17 protein-coding genes and 1 tRNA gene are annotated in these 21,367 nt (G+C 70.7%); 4 read left to right on the forward strand and 14 right to left on the reverse strand.

What is annotated here, in order from left to right; genetic code table 11:
- Positions 1-11: 11 nt before the first annotated feature.
- Positions 12-1,619: a GumC family protein gene (locus FJM51_RS17395; protein WP_140455412.1), complete on the reverse strand. Its 1,608-nt coding sequence runs from the start codon at positions 1,617-1,619 to the stop codon at positions 12-14.
- A gap of 278 nt (positions 1,620-1,897) precedes the next feature.
- Between FJM51_RS17395 and FJM51_RS17400 the strand changes: the two genes are divergently transcribed.
- Complete coding sequence (locus FJM51_RS17400) at positions 1,898-3,202, forward strand: efflux RND transporter periplasmic adaptor subunit (protein ID WP_140455413.1); 1,305 nt, start codon at positions 1,898-1,900, stop codon at positions 3,200-3,202.
- An 11-nt stretch (positions 3,203-3,213) separates the two neighbouring features.
- The gene (locus FJM51_RS17405) at positions 3,214-5,250 is read left to right on the forward strand and encodes a MacB family efflux pump subunit (RefSeq protein ID WP_233713169.1); all 2,037 of its coding nucleotides are present in this window, start codon (positions 3,214-3,216) and stop codon (positions 5,248-5,250) included.
- Between the two features lie 208 nt (positions 5,251-5,458).
- On the opposite strand, the gene FJM51_RS17410 is transcribed toward FJM51_RS17405, so the two are convergent.
- From FJM51_RS17410 to ytfQ, 6 genes are all read right to left on the reverse strand, one after another.
- Positions 5,459-5,534: transfer RNA gene (locus FJM51_RS17410), tRNA-Thr, on the reverse strand.
- A 49-nt stretch (positions 5,535-5,583) separates the two neighbouring features.
- Complete coding sequence (locus FJM51_RS17415; protein ID WP_140455414.1) at positions 5,584-6,312, reverse strand: FadR/GntR family transcriptional regulator; 729 nt, start codon at positions 6,310-6,312, stop codon at positions 5,584-5,586.
- 3 nt (positions 6,313-6,315) lie between these two features.
- Entirely contained in the window at positions 6,316-7,326 is a 1,011-nt protein-coding gene (gene yjfF / locus FJM51_RS17420) for a galactofuranose ABC transporter, permease protein YjfF (RefSeq protein ID WP_233713170.1), read from the reverse strand.
- Positions 7,323-8,345, reverse strand: a complete 1,023-nt coding sequence (locus FJM51_RS17425; protein WP_140455415.1) for an ABC transporter permease — start codon at positions 8,343-8,345, stop codon at positions 7,323-7,325. The genes yjfF and FJM51_RS17425 overlap by 4 nt, the downstream gene beginning before the upstream one ends.
- On the reverse strand, positions 8,342-9,862 hold the full coding sequence (gene ytfR / locus FJM51_RS17430) for a galactofuranose ABC transporter, ATP-binding protein YtfR (protein ID WP_140455416.1): 1,521 nt from the start codon (positions 9,860-9,862) through the stop codon (positions 8,342-8,344). The genes FJM51_RS17425 and ytfR overlap by 4 nt, the downstream gene beginning before the upstream one ends.
- A 92-nt stretch (positions 9,863-9,954) precedes the next feature.
- Complete coding sequence (gene ytfQ, locus FJM51_RS17435) at positions 9,955-10,917, reverse strand: galactofuranose ABC transporter, galactofuranose-binding protein YtfQ (RefSeq protein WP_140455417.1); 963 nt, start codon at positions 10,915-10,917, stop codon at positions 9,955-9,957.
- A 353-nt stretch (positions 10,918-11,270) separates the two neighbouring features.
- On the opposite strand from ytfQ, the gene FJM51_RS17440 reads away from it, so the two are divergent.
- Both FJM51_RS17440 and FJM51_RS17445 read left to right on the forward strand, forming a co-directional pair.
- The gene (locus FJM51_RS17440; protein WP_267901443.1) at positions 11,271-12,206 is read left to right on the forward strand and encodes a Gfo/Idh/MocA family protein; all 936 of its coding nucleotides are present in this window, start codon (positions 11,271-11,273) and stop codon (positions 12,204-12,206) included.
- The gene (locus tag FJM51_RS17445) at positions 12,203-13,300 is read left to right on the forward strand and encodes an aldose epimerase family protein (RefSeq protein WP_140455419.1); all 1,098 of its coding nucleotides are present in this window, start codon (positions 12,203-12,205) and stop codon (positions 13,298-13,300) included. The genes FJM51_RS17440 and FJM51_RS17445 overlap by 4 nt, the downstream gene beginning before the upstream one ends.
- A 22-nt stretch (positions 13,301-13,322) precedes the next feature.
- On the opposite strand, the gene FJM51_RS17450 is transcribed toward FJM51_RS17445, so the two are convergent.
- The 7 genes from FJM51_RS17450 to mmsA all read right to left on the reverse strand — a co-directional run bounded on the left by FJM51_RS17450 (position 13,323) and on the right by mmsA (position 21,309).
- A complete protein-coding gene (locus tag FJM51_RS17450) occupies positions 13,323-14,204 on the reverse strand; it encodes an SMP-30/gluconolactonase/LRE family protein (RefSeq protein WP_140455420.1) in 882 nt (293 codons plus the stop codon).
- Entirely contained in the window at positions 14,201-14,815 is a 615-nt protein-coding gene (locus FJM51_RS17455) for a 2-dehydro-3-deoxy-6-phosphogalactonate aldolase (protein WP_140455421.1), read from the reverse strand. The genes FJM51_RS17450 and FJM51_RS17455 overlap by 4 nt, the downstream gene beginning before the upstream one ends.
- A 4-nt stretch (positions 14,816-14,819) precedes the next feature.
- Positions 14,820-15,788, reverse strand: a complete 969-nt coding sequence (locus FJM51_RS17460; protein WP_140455422.1) for a 2-dehydro-3-deoxygalactonokinase — start codon at positions 15,786-15,788, stop codon at positions 14,820-14,822.
- Positions 15,788-17,533 (reverse strand): L-arabinonate dehydratase, encoded by a 1,746-nt coding sequence (gene araD, locus FJM51_RS17465; protein ID WP_140455423.1) that lies wholly within the window; start codon positions 17,531-17,533, stop codon positions 15,788-15,790. The genes FJM51_RS17460 and araD overlap by 1 nt, the downstream gene beginning before the upstream one ends.
- Before the next feature lie 67 nt (positions 17,534-17,600).
- Positions 17,601-18,575, reverse strand: a complete 975-nt coding sequence (gene araD1, locus FJM51_RS17470) for an AraD1 family protein (RefSeq protein WP_140455424.1) — start codon at positions 18,573-18,575, stop codon at positions 17,601-17,603.
- Positions 18,572-19,771: a multiple monosaccharide ABC transporter permease gene (mmsB, locus tag FJM51_RS17475; protein ID WP_140455425.1), complete on the reverse strand. Its 1,200-nt coding sequence runs from the start codon at positions 19,769-19,771 to the stop codon at positions 18,572-18,574. The genes araD1 and mmsB overlap by 4 nt, the downstream gene beginning before the upstream one ends.
- Before the next feature lie 5 nt (positions 19,772-19,776).
- On the reverse strand, positions 19,777-21,309 hold the full coding sequence (mmsA, locus tag FJM51_RS17480; RefSeq protein WP_140455426.1) for a multiple monosaccharide ABC transporter ATP-binding protein: 1,533 nt from the start codon (positions 21,307-21,309) through the stop codon (positions 19,777-19,779).
- Positions 21,310-21,367: the final 58 nt, after the last annotated feature.

The following is a 21,367-nucleotide window of genomic DNA, read 5'->3' on the forward strand; positions in this document are numbered from 1 at the left end:
GCCGCTCGGGCTCAGCGCTCCGGCGACGCGGTCGTGTCGGCGGCGGGGGGCGGGGCGGCGAGGCCCGCCGCCCGGGCGAGCCGGGCGACGATCGGGCCGAGCGGCGTCACGGCCCGGTCCACCGCGCCAAGGCCGAGGCCGAGGAGCACGACCAGCGCGAGCCAGCGCAGGCGGCGCCTCCGCCGCTCGCCCGGCGCGTGGACATAGGGGATCGCGACGACCGGGCGCAGGCCGAGCCGGCGTTCCATCGCCGCGGAGCTTCGGGGCGCGCTGTTCAGGATCTCGAGCATGAACCCGATCCCGCCCGCGAGCGCGACGCTCGCCCCGGCGCCGAGCGCGACGATCTTCTTGCGGTTCGGCCCGACCGGCAGTTCCGGCACCTCGGCGGATTCGACGATGCGGAACCGTTCCGCCCGCTCGCTCGCCTCCAGCTCGGCGCCGGTGCGGGCCTCGGCGTGGCGCCGGGTCACGTCGGTCGAGAGCGCCCGCGCTTCGCCGAGCCCGCGGCTCAGCGCGTCGAGTTCCGCGCCGACCCGCGGCGTGTCGCGGATCGAGGCCTCGAGCACCTCCGCCCGGGCGGCCATCTCGTCGCCCTGCGCCCTCAGCCGATCGATCTGCGCCGAGAGCTGGGCGCTCTGCCGCTCGAGCGCGGCGCGGCGTTCCGCCGCCGGGCCGTCGCCCGGCGCCGCGCCCCTGGCGCCGGCGGGCGCCAGCAGCGCCTTCACCGCCGCGATCTGTTCGCGCAGCTTGCGGATCTCCGGATGGTTCGGCGCCAGCGCGCTTCCCTTCGCGATCAGCGCGAGTTCGAGTTCGCGCAGCCGCGCCTCGCCGGGATCGGCGGTCGCGCCGTCGAGCGGGCGCGCCCCGGCCGCGGCCGCGCCAAGGTCGGCGCGCTTGACCTCGAGCTCCATCGCCCGGCGATCGATCCCCAGCATGTCCTCGCGGAGCCGGGCGAGCGCGCCGCGGCGCGACTCGAGGCTCTCGGGCAGCGCGTCGGCATGGGCCGCCTTGAAGGCGGCGATCTCGGCCTCCTTCGCCTCCAGCGCGGCGCGGAGCCGCGCATCCTCGGACTGGAAATAGGCCAGCGTGTCCTCGGCCCGGCCGGCGCGGACCAGCCGGTTGCGCGCCACCGCCTCGGCCGCGAGATCATTCGCGATCGTCGCCGCCTTGACGGCGTCGTCGAGCGTGACGGAGATCGTGAAGGCGAAAAGCCCGCCGCCGGTTCCGCCCCCCCAGGGGTTCGTCTGGCCGGTCGCCGTCGAGATGCTCTCGATCCGCGTCGCATCGCGCAGGAGTTCGCGCCGCGCCTCGCGCGTCGCGCCGGGCAGGTCGAAGAGGTCCATCCGGTCGAGCAACGCGTCGAGACTGTCCCGCGCCATCAGCTGTTCCTCGATCAGCTGCAGCCGGGCGGTCGCGGACAGATCGACGGTCGAGCGGGCCAGCTCGTCCGGGATCCGCGGGCTCTCGACGAGGATCTTGGTCGTCGCCTCGAAGCTCGGCGGGCGGGAGAGCGCGAAGGCGACGGTGAGCGCGCCGCCGGTCAGCACGAGCGGCAGCGCGAGCGGCAGGCGCCGCCGCGCGATCCGGGCGAACTCGCCGATCATTTCCTTCGGGTCCATCCGCGTTCCTCCCGGTCGTCGCGACTTCGCCGCGCATCCTCGGGGGCGGGGGTTTACAACCCGTGACCGGATCCCCACGATCGCGAACGCGGATCCGGACGGAGGGGGCTCGCCTCACATTCGCGGCATCGCGGGTGCGAAGAACCCTGACAGCCCGCCGAAAACACGCTAAAACAAGGACTTCCGTCAGCGGTGGCGCTGTGGCGTTTTCGCGACGGAAAGGTTTCCGTCCCCCGTTGAACTTCCGTGACGATCAGAACGAGGCGCCCCTGACACAGATGTATCAGACACCGATCGCCCCGCCGCCCCCGTCCGAGGACGCGCGGGACAGCACCGCTCCGGCCGAGACGGCGCGCCCGGCGCGGAGGTTCCGCCCCGGCCGCTGGGCCGTGCTGCTCGTCGTCCTCGCGGCCGCGGGCTATGGCGGGTGGCGGGCCTGGTCGGCCGACGAGGCCACCCTGCTCCGGCCTCCCAGCGCGCCCGTGACGGTCGGCGACGTCGAGGTGAACGTGCTCGCGACCGGCATGCTGAAGCCTTCGAAGCTCGTCGCGGTCGGCTCCCAGGCCTCGGGGAGGATCACGGATCTGCCGGTCAGCGTCGGGGATACCGTGAAGCGGGGCGACCTGATCGCGACGATCGATTCCACCCGGCAGGAGAACGACCTCAAGACCTCCGAGGCGACGCTCGCCGCGACGAGGGCGCAACTCGTCGAGAAGCAGGCGACGCTCCTGAACGAGAAGAAGACGCTGGAGCGGCAGCGCACGCTCGCCGCGCGCAACACGATCGCGGCCTCCGATCTCGACACGGCCGAGGCCGCCGTGGCGGTGACCGAGGCGCAGATCGAGGCGACCGGGGCGCAGATCGAGGCCGCGCGCGTCGCGGTGGAGAGCGCGAAGGTCAACCTCGGCTACACGCGGATCACCGCGCCGATGGACGGAACCGTGCTCGCCGTCGTCGCGCAGCAGGGGCAGACGGTGAATGCGACGCAGTCCGCGCCGACGATCGTGGTGCTCGGCGATCTCTCGACGATGACGATCCACGCCGAGATCTCCGAGGCCGACGTGGTGCGCGCGCGGCCCGGGCAGCCGGTCTGGTTCACGATCCTCGGCGATCCGGACACGCCGCATCCTGCGACGCTTTCCTCGATCGCGCCCGCGCCCGACAGCGTGGTCGACGACCAGATGCTGACCGGCTCGACCAGCGACGCGAGTTCGGAGGCGATCTATTACAACGGGCTCTTCACGGTACCGAACCCGGACGGCGAACTCCGCACCTACATGACGGCGCAGGTCCGCGTCGTCATCGACCGCGCCGAGGGCGTGCTGACGGTGCCGGCCTCGGCGCTGGGCCAGCGGCGCGAGGACGGCCTGACCGAGATCGGGGTGCTCGGCGCCGACGGCGCGGTGGAGTGGCGCTGGGTCGAGGTCGGGTTGAACGACCGCGATCGGGCCGAGGTCCGCTCCGGCCTGACGGAGGGGGAGCGCGTCGTGCTCGGCGCCGGAACGGCGGCGGACGACGGCCAGCAGGGCAGCGCGGCCCGGCGCGCGGCGGCGCGCATGCCTCCGCCGCCGATGGGCCTCTAGGGGGCGGGCGCGTGAGCGAGAGCGCCTATCTGGAGGCGGCGCCGCGGCGGCGGCCCCGCGCCCGGGCCGCGGCCGGGACGCCGATCCTGTCGCTGCGGGGGATCCGGCGGGAATATCCGTCGGGCGAGGAAACGGTGACGGTGCTGCGCGGCGTCGATCTCGACATCGGCCGGGGCGAGATGGTCGCGATCATGGGCGCCTCGGGCTCCGGCAAGTCGACGCTGATGAACATCCTCGGCTGCCTCGACCGGCCGAGCGGCGGGCGGTACCTGATCGAGGGCCGCGACGTCGCCGCGCTCGACCCCGACGCGCTGGCCGCGCTGCGCCGCGAGCATTTCGGCTTCATCTTCCAGCGCTACCACCTGCTGCCGGAACTGAGCGCGCTCGGCAACGCCGAGATCCCGGCGGTCTACGCCGGCGCCCCGCCGGGCGCGCGGCGGGCGCGGGCCGCGGAGCTGCTCGGGCGGCTCGGCATGGGCGAGCGACTCCACCACCGGCCGGGCCAGCTTTCCGGCGGCCAGCAGCAGCGCGTCTCCATCGCCCGCGCGCTGATGAACGACGCCGACATCATCCTCGCCGACGAGCCGACGGGCGCGCTCGACAGCCACAGCGGCGAGGAGGTGCTGCGCATCCTCGAGGAACTGCACGCGGGCGGCCGGACCATCGTGCTCGTCACGCACGACCCGAAGGTGGCCGCGCGGGCGGAGCGGGTGATCGAGGTCAGCGACGGCGAGATCGTCTCGGACACGCGCCAGCCGCGGGCGGCCAATGTCGCGGTGCTGCCGGCGCGCGGCCGGTTCGGGGGGCGGGAAGATGTCGGGCGGCGCGGCCTCCCCGGCTTCGCGGGGATCTGGCTCGGCCGGCTCGGCGAGGCGTTCCGGATGGCGCTGATCTCGATGGCCGCGCACCGGCTGCGCAGCTTTCTCACGATGCTCGGCATCATCATCGGCATCGCCTCGGTCGTGAACGTGGTGGCGCTCGGCCGCGGATCGCAGGAGCGCGTGCTCGCCAACATCTCGAGCCTCGGCACCAACACGCTGGAGATCTTCCCGGGCGAGGACATGGGCGACGTGCGCTCGGGCCGCGTGCGGACGCTCCTCGCCGCCGACGCCGCCGCGCTGGCGCGCGAGCCCTTCGTCGTCGCGACGACGCCCACGGTGCAGAAGGGGGTCACGCTGCGCTACGGCGCGATCGAATCGAGCGCCCAGGTGGTCGGGGCGAGCGCGGGCTTCTTCGTCACCAAGGGGATGACCATCGCGAGCGGCGCCTTCTTCGGCGACGACGCGGTCGCCGCGCGCGATCAGGTCGTGGTGATCGACACCAACACCCGCGACCTGCTCTTTCCAGACGAGCCGAGCCCGATCGGCAAGGTCATGCTGGTCGGGCGCATGCCCGCGCGGGTGATCGGCGTCGCGGAGCGCCAGGCGACCTTCGGGAACGCGACGAGCCTCGTCGTCTACATGCCCTATACCGCCGTCCAGACCCGGCTCATCGGTGACGAGAGTCTCAGGAGCATCAATCTCCGGGTCGACGACGCGACCGACATGGGCCAGGCGCAGCAGGCGGTGACCGCCTTCCTCGCCGCCCGGCACGGGGCGCGCGACTTCTTCATCATCAACAACGACGACATCCGCCAGACGATCACCAGCACCGCGAACACGCTCGCGATGCTGATCGCCGCCATCGCCGTCATCTCGCTCGTCGTCGGCGGGATCGGGGTGATGAACATCATGCTGGTCTCGGTCAGCGAGCGGGTGTCGGAGATCGGCGTCCGGCTCGCCGTCGGCGCCCGGCGCGGCGACATCCTGCGGCAATTCCTGGTCGAGGCGGTCGTGCTCTGCCTCGTCGGCGGCGTGCTCGGCATCCTGACCGCGCTCGGCATCGGCTGGGCGATCACCGCGGCCAACGCGCAGTTCGCGCTGGTCTATTCGACCGGTGCGATGCTCGCGGCCGTCGGCAGCGCGACCGCGATCGGCGTCGTCTTCGGCTACCTGCCCGCGCGCCGCGCGGCCCAACTCGATCCCGTCGCGGCGCTGAGCCGGGCGTGAGGCTCAGGGGCGGATTCCATGCTTCGCGAGGCGCCTGGCCTGGCCTGGATCCGGCCTCCTGCTCGCGTCCCGTCCACTCCTTCGATGAGCCATGCCCTGAACTGTAACGCGAAGGGTACCCCGGAACCGGCTTGTCGCCGGGGCGCAGGATCGTGTGTGTCTCAATCCATTGAGATAATGAGATAATAAATTCAGAGCCTGGATGAAGTGGTGCCGCGTGAGGGATTTGAACCCACGACCTTCGCTTTACAAGAGCGCTGCTCTACCAGCTGAGCTAACGCGGCGGTGCGGGGGTTATAGCGTCGGGGGCCGGTCGCGCACAAGCGGCGGTGGTCAGGCGAGGACGTTCTCGATGCGCGACACGCCCTCGTCGATCACCACGCGCATCGCATTGGCCGCGCGCTCGGGATCGCGGGCGGCGATGGCATGGGCGATGCGCAGGTGGTTCGCCGCGCAGCTCGCGAGGCCGCTCGGGCTCAGCGCCGGCGAGGAAAGCTGGAGCGAGACGGCGAGCGCCGCCTCGATCAGGCTCGAGACCGAGCGCATGAACGGGTTGCGCGAATATTCGGCGATGGCGATGTGGAATTCCAGGTCGACCTTGGCGATCGATTCCTCGGTGTGGTCGGGCCGGTCCATCCGTTCCGCGATCGCGTAGAGCTCCAGGATCTCGTCGTTGGTCGCATGTTTCGCCGCCAGCGCGGCGGCCGCGGGTTCGAGCGCCAGCCGCATCTCGGCGAGGTGGACGACGAAATCGAGATCGACCCCGGCGCCGAGCCGCCAGCTCATCACGTCCGAATCGACGAAATTCCAGCGGACCTTGGGCAGGACGCGGGTGCCGACGCGCGACTTCGCCTCGATCAGCCGCTTGGCGGCCAGCGTCTTCATCGCCTCGCGCAGCACGGTCCGCGAGACGCCGAACTTCTCCATCAGCTCCTGGTCGCCGGGCAGGATCGACCCTTCGGGAATTTCGCCCGCGACGATCGCGCGTCCGAGTTCTTCGACCACGTGGCCATGACTGCCGCGCGGCCGCGGCCCGTGGATGCGGTTGTCGAGGATGCCCATGCTCTATCCTCCGGCGAAGGCACGTTGATCCGTCGATCTGCCCGTCCGCTCGTGAAAGAGCAAGATGACGCGGCGCAGCACGATGAAGAGAAAGAGCAGGAGCCCGACGACGATCTTCGTCCACCAGGACGAGAGGGTGCCGTCGAAGACGATGTAGGTCTGTATGAGCCCCTGGATCATCAGCCCGAAGAAGGTGCCCGCGACGAGGCCCGAGCCGCCGGTCAGCAGCGTGCCGCCGACCACCACCGCGGCGATCGCGTCGAGCTCCACGCCCACGGTCGCGAGCGAATAGCCGGCCGAGGTGTAGAGCGTGTAGGCGAGCCCCGCGAGCCCGGCGAGAAAGCCCGACAGCGCGTAGAGCTGGATCGTCGTCCGCCGGATCGGCACGCCCATCAGCTCCGCCGACTGGATCCCGCCGCCGAGCGCGTAGACATTGGCGCCGAAACGCGTGCGTCCCGCGACGAGCGAGCCGAGGAGGAAGACGCCAAGCATCAGGAGCCCGAGAAAGGTGAGCCGCCCCTTGCCGGGCAGCAGGTAGTAGAGGCCCGTCAGCTGGTCGAGGAAGGGATGCGAGATCGGCACCGACTCCGTCGAGATCAGGAAGGCGGCGCCGCGCGCGAGGAACATCCCCGCGAGCGTGACGACGAAGGGCGGCATCGAGAGTCCGTGGATCATCAGCCCCATCGCCGCGCCGAACAGGGTCGAGACGGCGAGGGCGAGGGCGAAGGCCGCCGCCGGATGCACGCCCGCCCGCACCAGTACCGCGACGAAGACGCTCGTGAAGGCGATCACCGAGCCGATCGAGAGGTCGATCCCGCCAGAGAGGATCACGAAGGTCATCCCGACGGCGGCGATGCCGAGGAAGGCGTTGTCGGTCAGCAGGTTTCCCGCGACCCGCGTCGAGAGCATGTTCGGGAACTGCGCGACGCAGAAGGCGTAGGCGGCGAGGAAGATCACCACGGTCGCCGCGAAGGGCAGGTTGCGGGCGCGGATCAGGGGGGCGCGGGCGCTCATGTGCGGGACCTCCTCGGCTCCTTGAGATCGGCCCGGACGCGGGCGGCCGCGGCGAGGCTGTTCGCGACCACGGGCGATTGCAGCGCGAGGATCACGATGATGACCACCGCCTTGATGATGAGGTTGAACTCGGGCGGCCAGCCGGAGATCAGGATGCCGGTGTTGAGCGCCTGGATGATCAGCGCGCCGATGAGCGAGGCGGAGATCGAGAACCGCCCGCCCGAGAGCGCGGTGCCGCCGATCACCACCGCGAGGATCGCGTCGAGTTCGAGCCAGAGCCCGGCGTTGTTCGCATCCGCGCCCTTGATGTCCGCCGTGACGATCAGCCCGGCGATGGCGGCGCAGAGCCCGGCGGCGGCGTAGACGAAGACGATCAGGAAACGCGCCCGGATCCCGATCATCATCGAGGCGCGGCGGTTGATCCCCACCGCCTCGATCAGCAGGCCGAGCGCGGAGACGCGCACCAGCAGGCCGATGGCGAGCCCGGTGAGCACCCAGAGGATCACCGGCATCGGCACGCCGAGGAAGGCGCCCGAGCCGAGGAAGGCGAAGGCGGGGCGGTTGAAGGTCAGGATCACGCCCTCGGTGATGAGCTGCGCGATGCCCCGGCCCGCGACCATCAGGATCAGCGTGGCGATGATCGGCTGGATGTCGATGAGCCCGACGAGGAGCCCGTTCCAGACGCCGCAGAGCAGCCCGACGCCCAGCGCGGCGAGGATCACGACCGCGAGCGGATGGCCCGCGGCGACCATCGAGGCCGCGACGGCGCCGGTGATCGCGATCGTGGCGCCGACGGAAAGGTCGATCCCCTTCGTGGCGATCACGAGCGTCATGCCGATCGAGAGCAGCGCGACGGGCGCCGCGCGCACCAGCACGTCCATCGGGCTGCCGTAGAGCCTGCCGTTCTGGAAGGTCACATGCGCGAAGCCGGGGGCGATCAGCGTGATCGCCACGACGACCAGCGCGAGCGCGATCAGCTGCGGCGCGAGGCGGCGAAGACGTGTGGCGATCCAGGTCACGCGGCGCTCTCCTCCGGATCGGCGGCCATGGCGGCCATGATGGACTGGGTGGAAATCTCCGCCCCGCGGAGCTCGCGCACATGGCGGCGGTCGGAGAGGACCACGACCCGGTGCGAATAGGCGACGAGTTCCTCGAGTTCGGAGGAGATCACGACGAGCGCCATGCCCTCGGCGCAGAGCTGCTCGATCAGCCGGATGATCTCGGCATGGGCGCCGATGTCGATGCCGCGCGTCGGCTCGTCGAGGATCAGGAAGCGCGGATCGGTGGCGAGCCAGCGGGCGAGGATGACCTTCTGCTGGTTGCCGCCGGAGAGGAACTTGATCGGTCGCTCCGCCACCGGGGGGCGGATGTCGAGCGCGCGGATGTATTTGCGCGCGATCTCCGCCTGCTCGCGCGGCGAGAGCGGCTTCGCCCATCCCCGGCGCGCCTGGAGCGCGAGGATGATGTTCTCGCGGACCGAGAGATCGGCGATGATTCCGTCGGTCTTGCGATCCTCCGGGCAGAAGCCGAAGCCGAGCTTCACCGCCTCGGGCGGGGAGGCGAGCGGGACCTCGCGCCCGTCGATCTCCAGATGGCCCGAATCGGCCCGGTCGATGCCGAAGAGCAGGAAGGCGGTCTCCGACCGGCCGGAGCCGAGCAGCCCGGCGATGCCGACCACCTCGCCCGGACGCGCGTCGAGATCGAAGGGCGCGACGCTGCCCCGCTTGCCGAAGTCGCGGAAGCGGATCGGCGCCGGGGCATGCGCGGCCTCGGCCGAGATCTCGGCGCGGTGATGCGTCTCCTCGTCGAGTTCGCGGCCGAGCATCATGCCGATCAGGTCGCGTTTCGGCAGGTCCGCGATCGCGCGGCAGCCGACGCGTTCGCCGTTGCGCAGCACCGTCACCCGGTCGGCGATCGCATAGACCTGGTCGAGGAAATGCGTGATGATCACGATGCCGAGCCCGCGTGACCTCAGTTCGCGCAGGATGCCGAAGACGAGATCCACCTCGCGCGCGTCGAGGCTCGCGGTCGGCTCGTCGAGGAACAGGACCTTGCCGGAGAGATCGGCCGCGCGGGCGATCGCGATGATCTGGCGCACGGCGACGGAATAGTGCGACAGGCTCTCGCCCACGTCGAGATGAAGCCCGTAGCCCGCGAGCAGCGCCTTCGCCTCGCGCTCCATCCGGCGCCGGTCGATCAGGCCGAAGCGGCGCGGCTGGCGGCCGAGATAGAGGTTCTCCGCGACGGTCAGGTTCTCGAGGAGATTGACCTCCTGATAGACGGTGCCGATCCCGAGATCCTGCGCCTCGCCCACGTCGCGGGGCGAGACCGGCCGGCCCTCCAGCGCGATCGTGCCGGCGTCGCGGCGATAGGCGCCGGTCAGGATCTTCACGAGCGTGGACTTGCCCGCGCCGTTCTCCCCGAGCAGGGCGTGGATCTCGCCGGCGCGCACCTCGAAATCGACATTCGCGAGCGCGCGGATCCCGAAGAAGGATTTCGAGATGCCCCGGCTTTCGAGCAGCGCCTCACGCGTCATGCCCTGGCCTCCCTTCGCAGGATCGCGCCGCCCCGGGGCGAACCCCGGAGCGGCGCCGGGACGGGGACGCGAGGTCTCCGCCCCGGGTTGGATCAGTAGCCGAGGTCCTTCTTGGACTCGTAGACCGCCTTGGGGTCGTCGGAGGCGGTGTAGAGCTTGGACTCCGTCTGGATCCACTTCGGGGGCACGGTGCCGTCCTTGAGATAGGCCTCGAGCGCGTCGAAGGCGGGGCCGGCCATGTTCGGGGTCAGTTCGACGGTGGCATTCGCCTCGCCGTTCTCCATCGCGAGGAAGATGTCAGGCACCGCGTCGATCGACACGACCTTGATGTCGGAGCCGGGCTTCAGCCCCGCTTCCTTCATCGCCTGGATCGCGCCCACCGCCATGTCGTCGTTATGGGCGTAGACCGCGCAGATGTCCTTGCCGCCGTTCTCGGCCTTGATGAAGCTCTCCATCACCTCCTTGCCCTTGGTGCGGGTGAAGTCGCCCGTCTGGCTGCGGGCGATGGTGATGTTCGGATGGCCGGCGATCGCCTCCTCGAAACCCTTCTTGCGGTTGATCGCGGGCGAGGACCCGGTGGTGCCCTGAAGCTCCATGACCTTGCACTCCTGATCGCCGACCGCGCCGACGAGCCAGTCGCCCGCGACCTTGCCCTCGTGCACCTGATCGGAGGTGACGGCGGTCAGGTAGAGATCGTCCGGCGCGTCGATCTGGCGGTCGAGCAGGATCACCGGGATGTCGGCCTCCTGGGCTTCCTTCAGCACCGCGTCCCAGCCGGTCGCGACCACCGGGGCGATCAGGATCGCGTCGACGCCCTGGGCGATGAAGCCCCGCACGGCCTTGATCTGGTTCTCCTGCTTCTGCTGCGCGTCGGCGAACTTCAGATCGACGCCGCGGTCCTTCGCCTGTTGCTGCGTGACGGTCGTTTCCGCGGCGCGCCAGCCGGATTCGGAGCCGATCTGGCTGAAGCCGACGGTCAGCGCGCTGGCCGAGACGGTGCCGGCGAAGGTCGCGAGAAGGGCGGCCGCTCCGGCGGCCGCGACAGTGCGGAACATGTTATCCTCCATGAGTGCGTGAGGTCTTGTGCGGCCTCTGTCTGCCTGGATATTGTAGTACAAATTGGCGGTCAACGAAAAGATCGAATGCGCCATGCAAGGGAGCCGTCCTCACGATGTCCGGGGCAGGATGAATGTACAATATGCTGGAATGTAAAGATATGATCGCATCGCGCCTAGGCCGTGGGTGTCAGGCGCTGGGCGGGGCAGGGCGCGCTCGCCCGCCGGAATAGTACGATTTTTATGCATCTTCTCCAGCGGACGCGGAGGAGAGGCGCGGGTGAGGCGGCGGTGGTGCGAGGGCGAATCGGCCGGGTCCGCCGGACGCGTGGATGACCGAGGGAGGACGGACCTTGAAACTAGCGCTCGTGGGGCTCGGCAAGATTGCCCGGGACCAGCATCTGCCCGCGATCGAGGCGACGCCCGGCGCGCGTCTCGCCGCGATCGCGAGCCGTCACGCGGGGCTCGACGGCCTGCCATGCTACCCGACGATCGACGCGCTACTGGCGGCGGAGCCGGGGATCGACGCGGTGACGCTCTGCACCCCGCCCGACAGACGTTTCGCCCAGGCGCTGGCGGCGCTCGACGCGGGCAAGCACCTGATGCTCGAGAAGCCGCCCGGCGCGACGCTCGCCGAGGTCGCGGCGCTCGGCCGCCGCGCGGCCGCGGCCGGGGTCACGCTCTTCGCGACCTGGCATTCGCGCGAGGCGGCGGCGGTCGGCCCCGCGCGGCGGTGGCTGGCGGGGCGCGAGATCCGGAGCGCGCGGATCACCTGGAAGGAGGATGTCCGCCATTGGCACCCGGGGCAGGGCTGGATCTGGGAGCCGGGCGGGCTCGGCGTGTTCGATCCCGGCATCAACGCGCTCTCGATCGCCACCGCGATCCTGCCCGATCCGCTCCTCGTCGCGCGAAGCGCGCTTCATTTCCCGTCGAACCGCGCCACGCCGATCGCGGCCGAGGTCGACATGGTGACCGCAGCCGGCGCGCCGGTCGCGATGGAACTCGACTGGCGCCAGACCGGGCCGCAGACCTGGGACATCTCGGTCGAGACCGACGACGGCGCGCTCACGCTCTCGAAGGGGGGCGCGGTGCTCACGATCGACGGCGCGGAACAGCTGGCCGAACCGGACGAGGAATACCGCCGGCTCTATGCCCGTTTCGTCGAACTCGTCGCGGCGGGGGAGTCGGACGTGGACATGAGCCCGCTGATGCTCGTCGCCGACGCCTTCCTCGTCGGCCGCCGCCATGTGGTGGAGCCCTTCTTCGACGCGCCGGAGATGGCGACGTGAGCGCCGCGGCCGAACGCGTCGCGGCCGGCGACGGCGTCGAGGCGATCACCCTGTCGCTCGGCCGGATCCGGGCGCGGATCCTGACACTCGGCGCGAGCCTCGCCGCGCTCGAGGTGCCGGACCGCGAGGGGCGGCTCGACGACGTGGTGCTCGGCCACGACACGGCGGCGGAGTACCGCGCGCACCGGGGCTTCCTCGGCGCGACGATCGGGCGCTATGCGAACCGGATCGCGGGCGGGCGCTTCGCGCGGGAGGGGACCGTTCATCAGGTCGCGCCGAACGACGGGCCGAACGCGCTGCACGGCGGCGCGGACGGGTTCGACCGGCGCGACTGGGAGGTGATGGCGGTCAGCGCCGGCGCGACGCCCGAGGCGCGGCTTCGTCTCGTCAGCCCGGATGGCGATCAGGGCTTTCCCGGGCGCCTCGAGGCGGAGTTGAGCTATCGCCTCGTCGAGGAGGAGGGCGAGGCGCGGCTCGAGATCGAGATGGCCGCGCGGACCGACCGGCCGACGCCGGTCAACATGACCAATCACGCCTTCTTCAACCTGGAGGGCAATCTCGCCAGCCCCGAGCTGATGCGCGACGTGATGGACCATCGCCTGACCATCCACGCGAGCCGCTACCTGCCGGTCGACGCCACCGCGATCCCCGAGGGCGGGCCGGAGCCGGTGGCGGGCACGCCCTTCGACTTCCGCGCGCCGCGGCGCATCGGCGAGGCGATCCGGGCCGGCACGCCGCAGCTGCTGCGCGGGCGGGGATACGACCACAACTTCTGCCTCGATGGCGTGACCGATGGCGCGCTGGGCTGGATCGGCGCGGGCCCCCTCACGCTCGCGGCGGAGGTCTGGGCGCCGGTCTCGGGCCGGGTCGCCCGCCTCTGGACGGACCAGCCCGGCCTGCAATTCTATTCCGGCAACTTCCTCGATGGCCGCGTGCCGGGCAAGGGCGGGGTCGCGCCGCGCGCGGGCGACGCCTTCTGTCTCGAGCCGCAGGCCTGGCCGGACAGTCCGAACCGCCCCGACTTCCCCTTCTCCTGGCTGGAGCCGGGGCAGGAATACCGGCACCGGACGCGGCTCGGCTTCTCCGCGCGGTAGCTCGCGGAGATCCGCGCGGAATTCAGGGCAGGCGCACGCGCGGCGCGGGGACGCCCATCGCGCGGACGCGGCGGGCGAAGGTCGCCCCGGCGAGCGGTTCGCGCGCGCGCTCCTCCTCGCTCATCCCTTCCCAGGCCGAGGTGACCACGAGCCGGGCGAGGTCGGGGCCGCAGAAGGCGGGGCAGCTGACCTGACGCGCGGGGAAGCTCTCGGCGAAGAGCATGTGCCCGTCCGCGTCGTAGCAGGCGACCCGTCCCGACCCCCATTGCGCGTTCCAGAACCGCCCGGCGGCGTCGATCACCGCGCCGTCGGGATGGAGCTTCTCCGCGCTCAGGTCGAGAAAGACCCGCTTCGGTCCGCTGGGCCAGCCGGTAACCGGATCGACCGGCTGCGTCCAGACCGTGGAGGTCGGCGTGTCGGCGAAATAGGCGCGGGCGCGGTCGCGGTCGAAGCAGATCGCATTGGCGATCGAGACGCCGTCGTGAAGCCGGCGCAGCTCGCCCTCGTGATAGCGCCAGATCGCGCCCCGGCCCTTCTCCGCCTTCTTGCCCATCGTGCTGATCCAGAACCCGCCCCAGGGATCGGCGCGGCCGTCGTTCGAGCGCGTCTCCGGCCGGTCCGCCTCGAGCGGGGCGAGCAGGCGGCGTTCTCCGGTCGCGAGGTGGAAATCCCAGAGCCCGGTCTCGGAGGCGAGGATCAGCCGGTCGCGGTCGATCCATCCCGCCGCCGAATGCAGTTCGTCCAGTTCCCAGGCCAGTTCCTCGCTCCCGTCCCGGCTGAGCAGCCGGCGGCCCAGGATGTCGAACCAGAAGGCGCTCCGCCGGTCGGGATGCCAGAACAGACCCTCGCCGAGTTCGCAGATCCGGGGGTCGAAGATCTCGGCTTCCTCGCCCGTCTCGCTCATGCCGATGCCTCCCGCGCCGCGTCATAGGCCGCGACGACGCGCGCGGCGGCGGCGGCGGTGTCTTCCGGGCTCTGGCCCGGCCGGTAGAGCGCCGTGCCGATGCCGAAGCCGCGCGCGCCGGCCGCGAACCAGTCGCCGAAATTCGACGCGTCGGCGCCTCCCACGGCGTAGACCTGGGTCTCGGAAGGCAGGACCGCCCGGATCGCCTTGAGCCCCTCGGTGCCGATCAGGAAGGAGGGGAAGATCTTCAGCGCCGTCGCCCCGGCGCGGAGCGCCGCGAAGCATTCGGTGGGCGTCAGCACGCCGGGATAGGAGGCCATGCCCGCCGCGCGGGTGGCGGCGATCACCTCCGGGTCGCAGTTGGGCGAGACGACGATCCGCGCGCCGATCCCCGCCAGCCGCGCCACCGCCGCCGTTTCGAGCACCGTTCCGGCCCCGATCTCGGCCTCGGCGCCGAAGCGGCGGACCAGCGCCTCCACGCTCGCGAAGGGATCGGGGGAGTTCAGCGGCACCTCGATCATGCTGATGCCCTGGGCGATCAGCGCCTCGGCATGAGCCGGGGCCTCGTCGGGGCGGATGCCGCGCAGGATCGCGATGAGGGCGCGGGACATGGGCTCACTCCAGTTCCATTAGGGCGCGGGCGGCGCGCAGGCCCGCGAGGGTCGCCTCGGTGGCATGCAGCCGTTTCGGTTCGGCGGCGCCGGCGCGCGCGAGCGCGGCGGCGTAGAGGTCCGACAGCCGTCCCGCGCCGATGACGACGAGCGGCCGATCCTGCCAGCGGGGCCGGCAGGCGGCGAGTTCGCTTCCGATCAGCAGGCCCGAGAGCCGGCCCGCGCCCGCGTCGGGCGCGAGCCCGTCGAGCAGGCCGGCCGCGCGGATGCCGAAGAGGCCGGCGGGCAGGGCACCGGGCTCGGCGAGGCTCTCCCCGACGGCGGCCCCGAAGGCGGCGTCGAAGGCGGCCGGATCCTCGCCCGCGCCCGCGAGCCCGTGGCGCAGCACCGAGCGCGTCGCGAGCAGTTCGAAGAGTTCCCCGGTCAGGAAGCTCTGGAAACCCGTCACCGCGCCGCCCGCGACCGACGCCCATTTGCAATGCGTTCCGGGCAGGCAGATCGTGCCGTCGAAGCCGGGATCGCGCGCGAGCGCGCCCGCGATCTGCGTCTCCTCGCCGCGCATCACCTCGTCGCGGGGGGCGCGCTGGCAGAGGCCGGGCAGGATGCGGACCGCGAGCCCCGCCGGCGCGTCGGGCGGCGTGACCGCGCCCGTCCCGAGCGGGGCCGTCGGGACCGGCAGATACGGCGCCTCGCACCAGCCCTGCCGCGCGCCGGCCATGCCGCAGATCAGGACCGGCAGCGGCCGGCCCGGATCGCGCGGGGTCCAGCCCCGGATGAGTTCGCTCAGCACGCCCGGATATTCCCCCGGCGCGAGCCGCCCCATTCCCTTTTCGGAGGCGCGGCAGGCCAGCACCTCGCCCGCCCCGGTCATCGCCCAGGCGCGCAGGTTGCTGGTGCCCCAGTCGATCGCGAGCCAGTCGACGACGGCCGGTTCGAGCACGGCGGGGTCGGCCTCCGTCTCCGGCGCGCCCATCAGTGGCTGTCCCTGCCGACCGGCGCGCCGCGGCAGCCCCTGAGGAAGTCGAAATCGGCGCCGGTATCCGCGCCCTGCACATGGGTGTGGAAGAGCTGCGCGTAGCCGCCGACCGGGGGTTCGAAACCCGGTTTCCACGCCGCCAGCCGCTCCGCCAGCTCGGCGTCCGGAATGTCGAGATGGATCCGCCGGGCCTCGACGTCGATCTCGATCATGTCGCCGTCGCGTACCACCGCGAGCGGGCCGCCGACCGCCGCCTCGGGCGAGGTGTGCAGGATGACGGTGCCATAGGCGGTGCCCGACATGCGCGCGTCCGAGATCCGCACCATGTCGGTGATCCCCTTGCGCAGCACCTTGGGTGGCAGGCCCATGTTGCCGACCTCCGCCATGCCCGGATAGCCCTTCGGACCGCAGTTCTTCATCACCATGACGCAGGTCTCGTCGATGTCGAGCGCCTCGTCGTTGATCTTCGCCTTGTAGTCGTCGATGTCCTCGAAGACGACCGCGCGGCCACGATGCTTCAGGAGCCGCGGCGAGGAGGCGGAGGGTTTCAGAACCGCCCCGTTCGGCGCGAGATTGCCGCGCAGCACGGCGATGCCGCCATGGCTCGTCAGCGCGCGCTCGGTTGGCAGGATCACGTCCTCGTCGTGGTTGCGGACATCCTTCACCTGGTCCCAGATCGACTCGCCCGCGACGGTCAGCGCGTCCCTGTTGAGAAGCCCCGCCTCGCCGAGCCGCTTGATGACCACGGGCAGGCCGCCGGCGTAGAAGAACTCCTCCATCAGGTACTTGCCCGAAGGCATCAGGTTCACGATCGTCGGCACGTCGCGGCCGCAGCGGTCCCAGTCGTCGAGCGTGAGGTCGACGCCGACGCGCCCGGCGATGCCGAGCAGGTGGATGACGGCGTTGGTCGAGCCGCCGATCGCGCCGTTCGTCCGGATCGCGTTCTCGAACGCCTGCTTCGTCATCACGTCCGAGGGCTTCAGGTCGTCCTTCACCATCTGCACGATGCGACGGCCGGTGAGTTGCGCCATCATCCGGCGGCGCGAATCGACCGCCGGGATCGCCGCGTTGCCCGAGAGCGCCATGCCGAGCGCCTCGGCCATCGAGGCCATGGTCGAGGCGGTGCCCATCGTGTTGCAGGAGCCGGGCGAGCGGCTCATCGAGGCTTCCGCCTCGGAGAATTCCTCGGGCGTCATCTCGCCCGCCTTCACCGCCTCGGAGAATTTCCAGAGGTGCGTGCCCGAGCCGACCCGCTCGCCCCGGAAGTAACCGTTCAGCATCGGCCCGCCGGTCACGACGATGCTCGGCAGGTCGCAGGAGGCCGCGCCCATCAGCAGCGAGGGCGTGGTCTTGTCGCAGCCCACCATCAGCACGCAGCCGTCCATCGGCTGGCCCCGGATCGCTTCCTCCACCGCCATCGCCGCGAGGTTGCGGAACATCATCGCCGTCGGGCGGAACGCGCTCTCGGAGGCGGAGAAGACCGGCACCTCGACCGGAAAGCCGCCCGCCTCGTAGACGCCCCATTTCACCCGCTCCGCGAGGTCGCGCAGATGCGCGTTGCAGGGGGTAAGCTCGGACCAGGTGTTGAGGATGCCGATCACCGGCCGCCCGTCGAAGAGATCGGCGGGAAAGCCCTGATTTCGCATCCATCCCCGGTGATAGATCTGATCGCGGCCGGTGCCGCCGAACCATTCCTGCGAGCGGAGGCGGCGCGGCCAGGGTTTCGGGGTAAAGGCGGTCATGGCAGGCTCTCCGTGGTCTGGTCCGGGCGTCCGGCCCGGCCGGGGGATGCCGCCCCCGGGGCGGTCATCACAAGGCGTCGACGGTCACGACCGTCTCGGCGTCATCCCCGGCGATCGCAAGCGGATTTCGAAGCGGCAGGCCGAACTCCGGCGCCGAGATCTCGAACACGTCGCCCGGCTCGGTCCGCACACCCTCCGCGAAGGAGAGCGTCGCCGTGCCGAACATGTGGACGTGCAGGTCGCCCGGCTGGCGGAACAGGTCGTACTTGAAGTGGTGGTGCTCGAGGTTGGCGACCGTGTGGCTCATGTTCGCCTCGCCCGAGAGGAACGGCGCCTCGAAGATCGCCTTCCCGTCGCGGATCACCCGCGAGGTTCCCCGGATGTCATGGGGCAGGTCGCCGACGAGCAGTTCCGGCCCGAAGGAGGCGGGGCGGAGCTTGGAATGGGCGAGGAAGAGGTAGTTCATCCGCTCCAGCACATGGTCGGAGAACTCGTTCGCGAGCGTGAAGCCGACCCGCCGCGGACGGCCGTCCCCGTCGATCAGGTAGAAGCCCGCGATCTCCGGCTCCTCGCCGCCGTCGAGCGCGAAGGCGGGCGAGGTGAGCGGATCGCCCGGCGCGACCGCGAGCGCGCCGGTGCCCTTGTAGAACCATTCCGGCTGGACGCCGACCTTGCCCTGCTCCGGCTTGCCGCCCTCGATCCCCATCCGGAACATCTTCATGCTGTCGGACATGCCCTCGGGATTGGTGTGCATCGCGTCGCGCGCGGAAGCCGAGCCCGTGTGGGTGAGACCCGTCCCGGTCAGGAACATCCGCGCGGGCTCGGGATGGCGCAGCGGCACGTCGAGCGCGTCGCGTTCGAGCAGGGCGAGCAGGTCCACGGCCTCGCCGCCCGCGGGCAGGACGTCGCGGATCGGGCGGTCCTCGGCGATGGCCCGCGTGGCGAGATCGTAGATCGAGCCGATGCCGGGGACGAGCCGCGCCGCCTCCCCCTCGCGGGCGATCACGCCCCCCGATTTCAACTGGCTGAGGTGAAGTGTCATCCCTGCTTGCTCCGGTTGTAGACGTCGAAGATCACGGCGGCGAGCAGCACGAGACCCTTGATGACCTGCTGGTAGTCGATGCCGATGCCGAGGATCGACATGCCGTTGTTCATGACGCCCATGATGAAGGCGCCGACGACCGCGCCGACGATCTTGCCCGCGCCGCCCGACATCGAGGCGCCGCCGATGAAGCAGGCTGCGATCACGTCGAGTTCGAACGAGACGCCGGCCTTTGGCGTCGCGGTGTTGAGCCGGGCGGCGAAGATGAGCCCGGCGAGCGCGGCCAGCGCGCCCATGTTGCAGAAGGTGAGGAAGACCAGCCGCTCGGTATTGATGCCCGAGAGCTTCGCCGCCTTCTCGTTGCCGCCGATCGCGTAGATCCGCCGGCCGATGGTCGTCGAATTGGTGAGGAAGGTATAGGCTGCGATCAGGACCGACATGGTGATGAGCACGTTCGGCAGGCCGCGGTAGGTCGCGAGCAGCCAGGCGATGTAGACGATCGCGAGTGCCACGAGCGCGTTCTTGACCGCGAAGATCGTGAAGGGCTCGCCCTCGATCCCGAAGCGGACGTGGCGCGCCCGCGCACGGGCGGAGAGCCAGACGATCGTGGCGGCGGCGAGCACGCCGAGCACGATCGCCGTGACGTTTGGCTTGCCCACCCCGAAGAGATCCGGGACGAAGCCGGTCGAGAGCAGCTGGAACGCCTTCGGGAACGGCCCGACCGACTGGCCGGCGAGGAGCCACAGCGTCAGCCCGCGAAAGACCAGCATGCCGGCGAGCGTGACGATGAAGGAGGGGATGCGCCAGTAGGCGACCCAGTAGCCCTGCGCCGCGCCGATCGCCGCGCCGCAGACGAGGCAGATCGCGATCACCAGGACGACCGGCAGCCCCCATTGCACCAGCATCACGGCGGCGAGCCCGCCGATGAAGCCGGAGACCGACCCCACGGAAAGGTCGATATGCCCCGCGACGATCACGAGCAGCATGCCGAGCGCCATGATGATGATGTAGCTGTTCTGCAGGAACAGGTTCGTCAGGTTCACCGGCCGGAGCAGCGTGCCGTCGGTCACGACCTGGAAGAAGGCCATGATCAGCACGAGCGCGATCAGGATGCCGTATTCGCGCAGATGGGTCTTGAGATGGGAGCCGAGCGTGGCGCTTTCGGCCGCCTCCGTATTGGTCTTGGCGTGGGACACGGGAATCAGCCCTCCTGTCGGCCCTGCACGATCATGGACATGATCCGTTCCTGGCTGGCCTCGGTCTTGCCGAGCTCGCCCATCAGCGCGCCCTCGCACATCACGTAGATCCGGTCGCACATGCCGAGCAGTTCGGGCATCTCCGAGGAGATCATGATGACGCCCCGGCGCTGGGCGGCGAGCTCGTTGATGATGTTGTAGATTTCATACTTGGCGCCGACGTCGATGCCCCGCGTCGGCTCGTCGAGGATCAGCACCTCGGGGTCGGTGAAGAGCCATTTCGCGAGCACGACCTTCTGCTGGTTGCCGCCGGAGAGGTTCATCACCTTCTGGAACACCGAGGGCGTGCGGATGCGGAGCGCGCGGCGGTAGTCCTCCGCGACCTGCCGCTCGGAGGCGGTGTCGAGCACGCTCCGCTTCGAGACCCGCTCGAGGGCTGCGAGCGTCGTGTTGCGCAGGATCGTCTCCTCGAGGATCAGCCCGAGGCTCTTGCGGTCCTCGGTCACGTAGGCGAGGCCGCTTGCGATCGCGGCCTGCACGGTGGAGACGTCGATCTCCTTGCCGCGCAGCCGGGCGGTGCCCGAGATCTCGCGGCCGTAGCTCCGCCCGAAGAGGCTCATCGCGAATTCGGTGCGGCCGGAGCCCATGAGCCCCGCGATGCCGACCACCTCGCCGGCGCGGACGCGGAGCGAGACGTCGCGGATCATCTGGCGGCCGACCTGCTCGGGATGCCAGACGTTCCAGTGCTCGACCTCGAGCAGCGTCTCGCCGATCTCGGCGTCGCGGTCGGGATAGCGGTGGGCCATGTCGCGGCCGACCATGTCGCGGATGATCCGGTCCTCCGCGATCGCGCCGCGCTCGCAGGCGAAGGTCGATACGGTCGCGCCGTCGCGCAGCACGGTGACGTTGTCCGCCACCCGCCGGATCTCGTTCAGCTTGTGCGAGATCAGGATCGAGGTGATGCCCTGGGCGCGGAATTCCAGCAGCAGGTCGAGGAGCGCCTGGCTGTCGTTCTCCTGCAGGCTCGCGGTCGGCTCGTCGAGGATCAGGAGCTTCACCTCCTTCGAGAGCGCCTTGGCGATCTCGACGAGCTGCTGCTTGCCGACGCCGAGCTTGCCGACCGGGATGCCCGGGGCTTCCACCAGCCCCACCTTGCGCAGGAGCTCCGTGGCGCGGACGTAGGAATCGGCCCAGTCGATCACCCCCGCCGTCGCGATCTCGTTGCCGAGGAAGATGTTCTCGGCGATCGAGAGCAGCGGGACGAGCGCGAGCTCCTGGTGGATGATGATGATCCCCTTCGCCTCGCTGTCGGAAATGCCGCGGAAGGCGACGGGCTGGCCGTCGTAGAGGATCTCGCCCTCGTAGGAGCCGTGCGGGTAGACGCCCGAAAGCACCTTCATCAGCGTCGACTTGCCCGCGCCGTTCTCGCCGCAGATCGCATGGATCTCGCCCCGGGAGACGGTCAGGTTGACGTTGTCGAGCGCTCTGACGCCCGGGAAGGTCTTGGTGATGCCGCGCATCTCGAGAAGGGCCGTCATGATCGTCTCGCCTGGGGCATCGGGGGGATCCCGAAGGGGCGGCCGGGGCCGCGGGGGG

Source organism: Amaricoccus solimangrovi, from assembly GCF_006385685.1.
Taxonomy (GTDB): domain Bacteria; phylum Pseudomonadota; class Alphaproteobacteria; order Rhodobacterales; family Rhodobacteraceae; genus Amaricoccus; species Amaricoccus solimangrovi.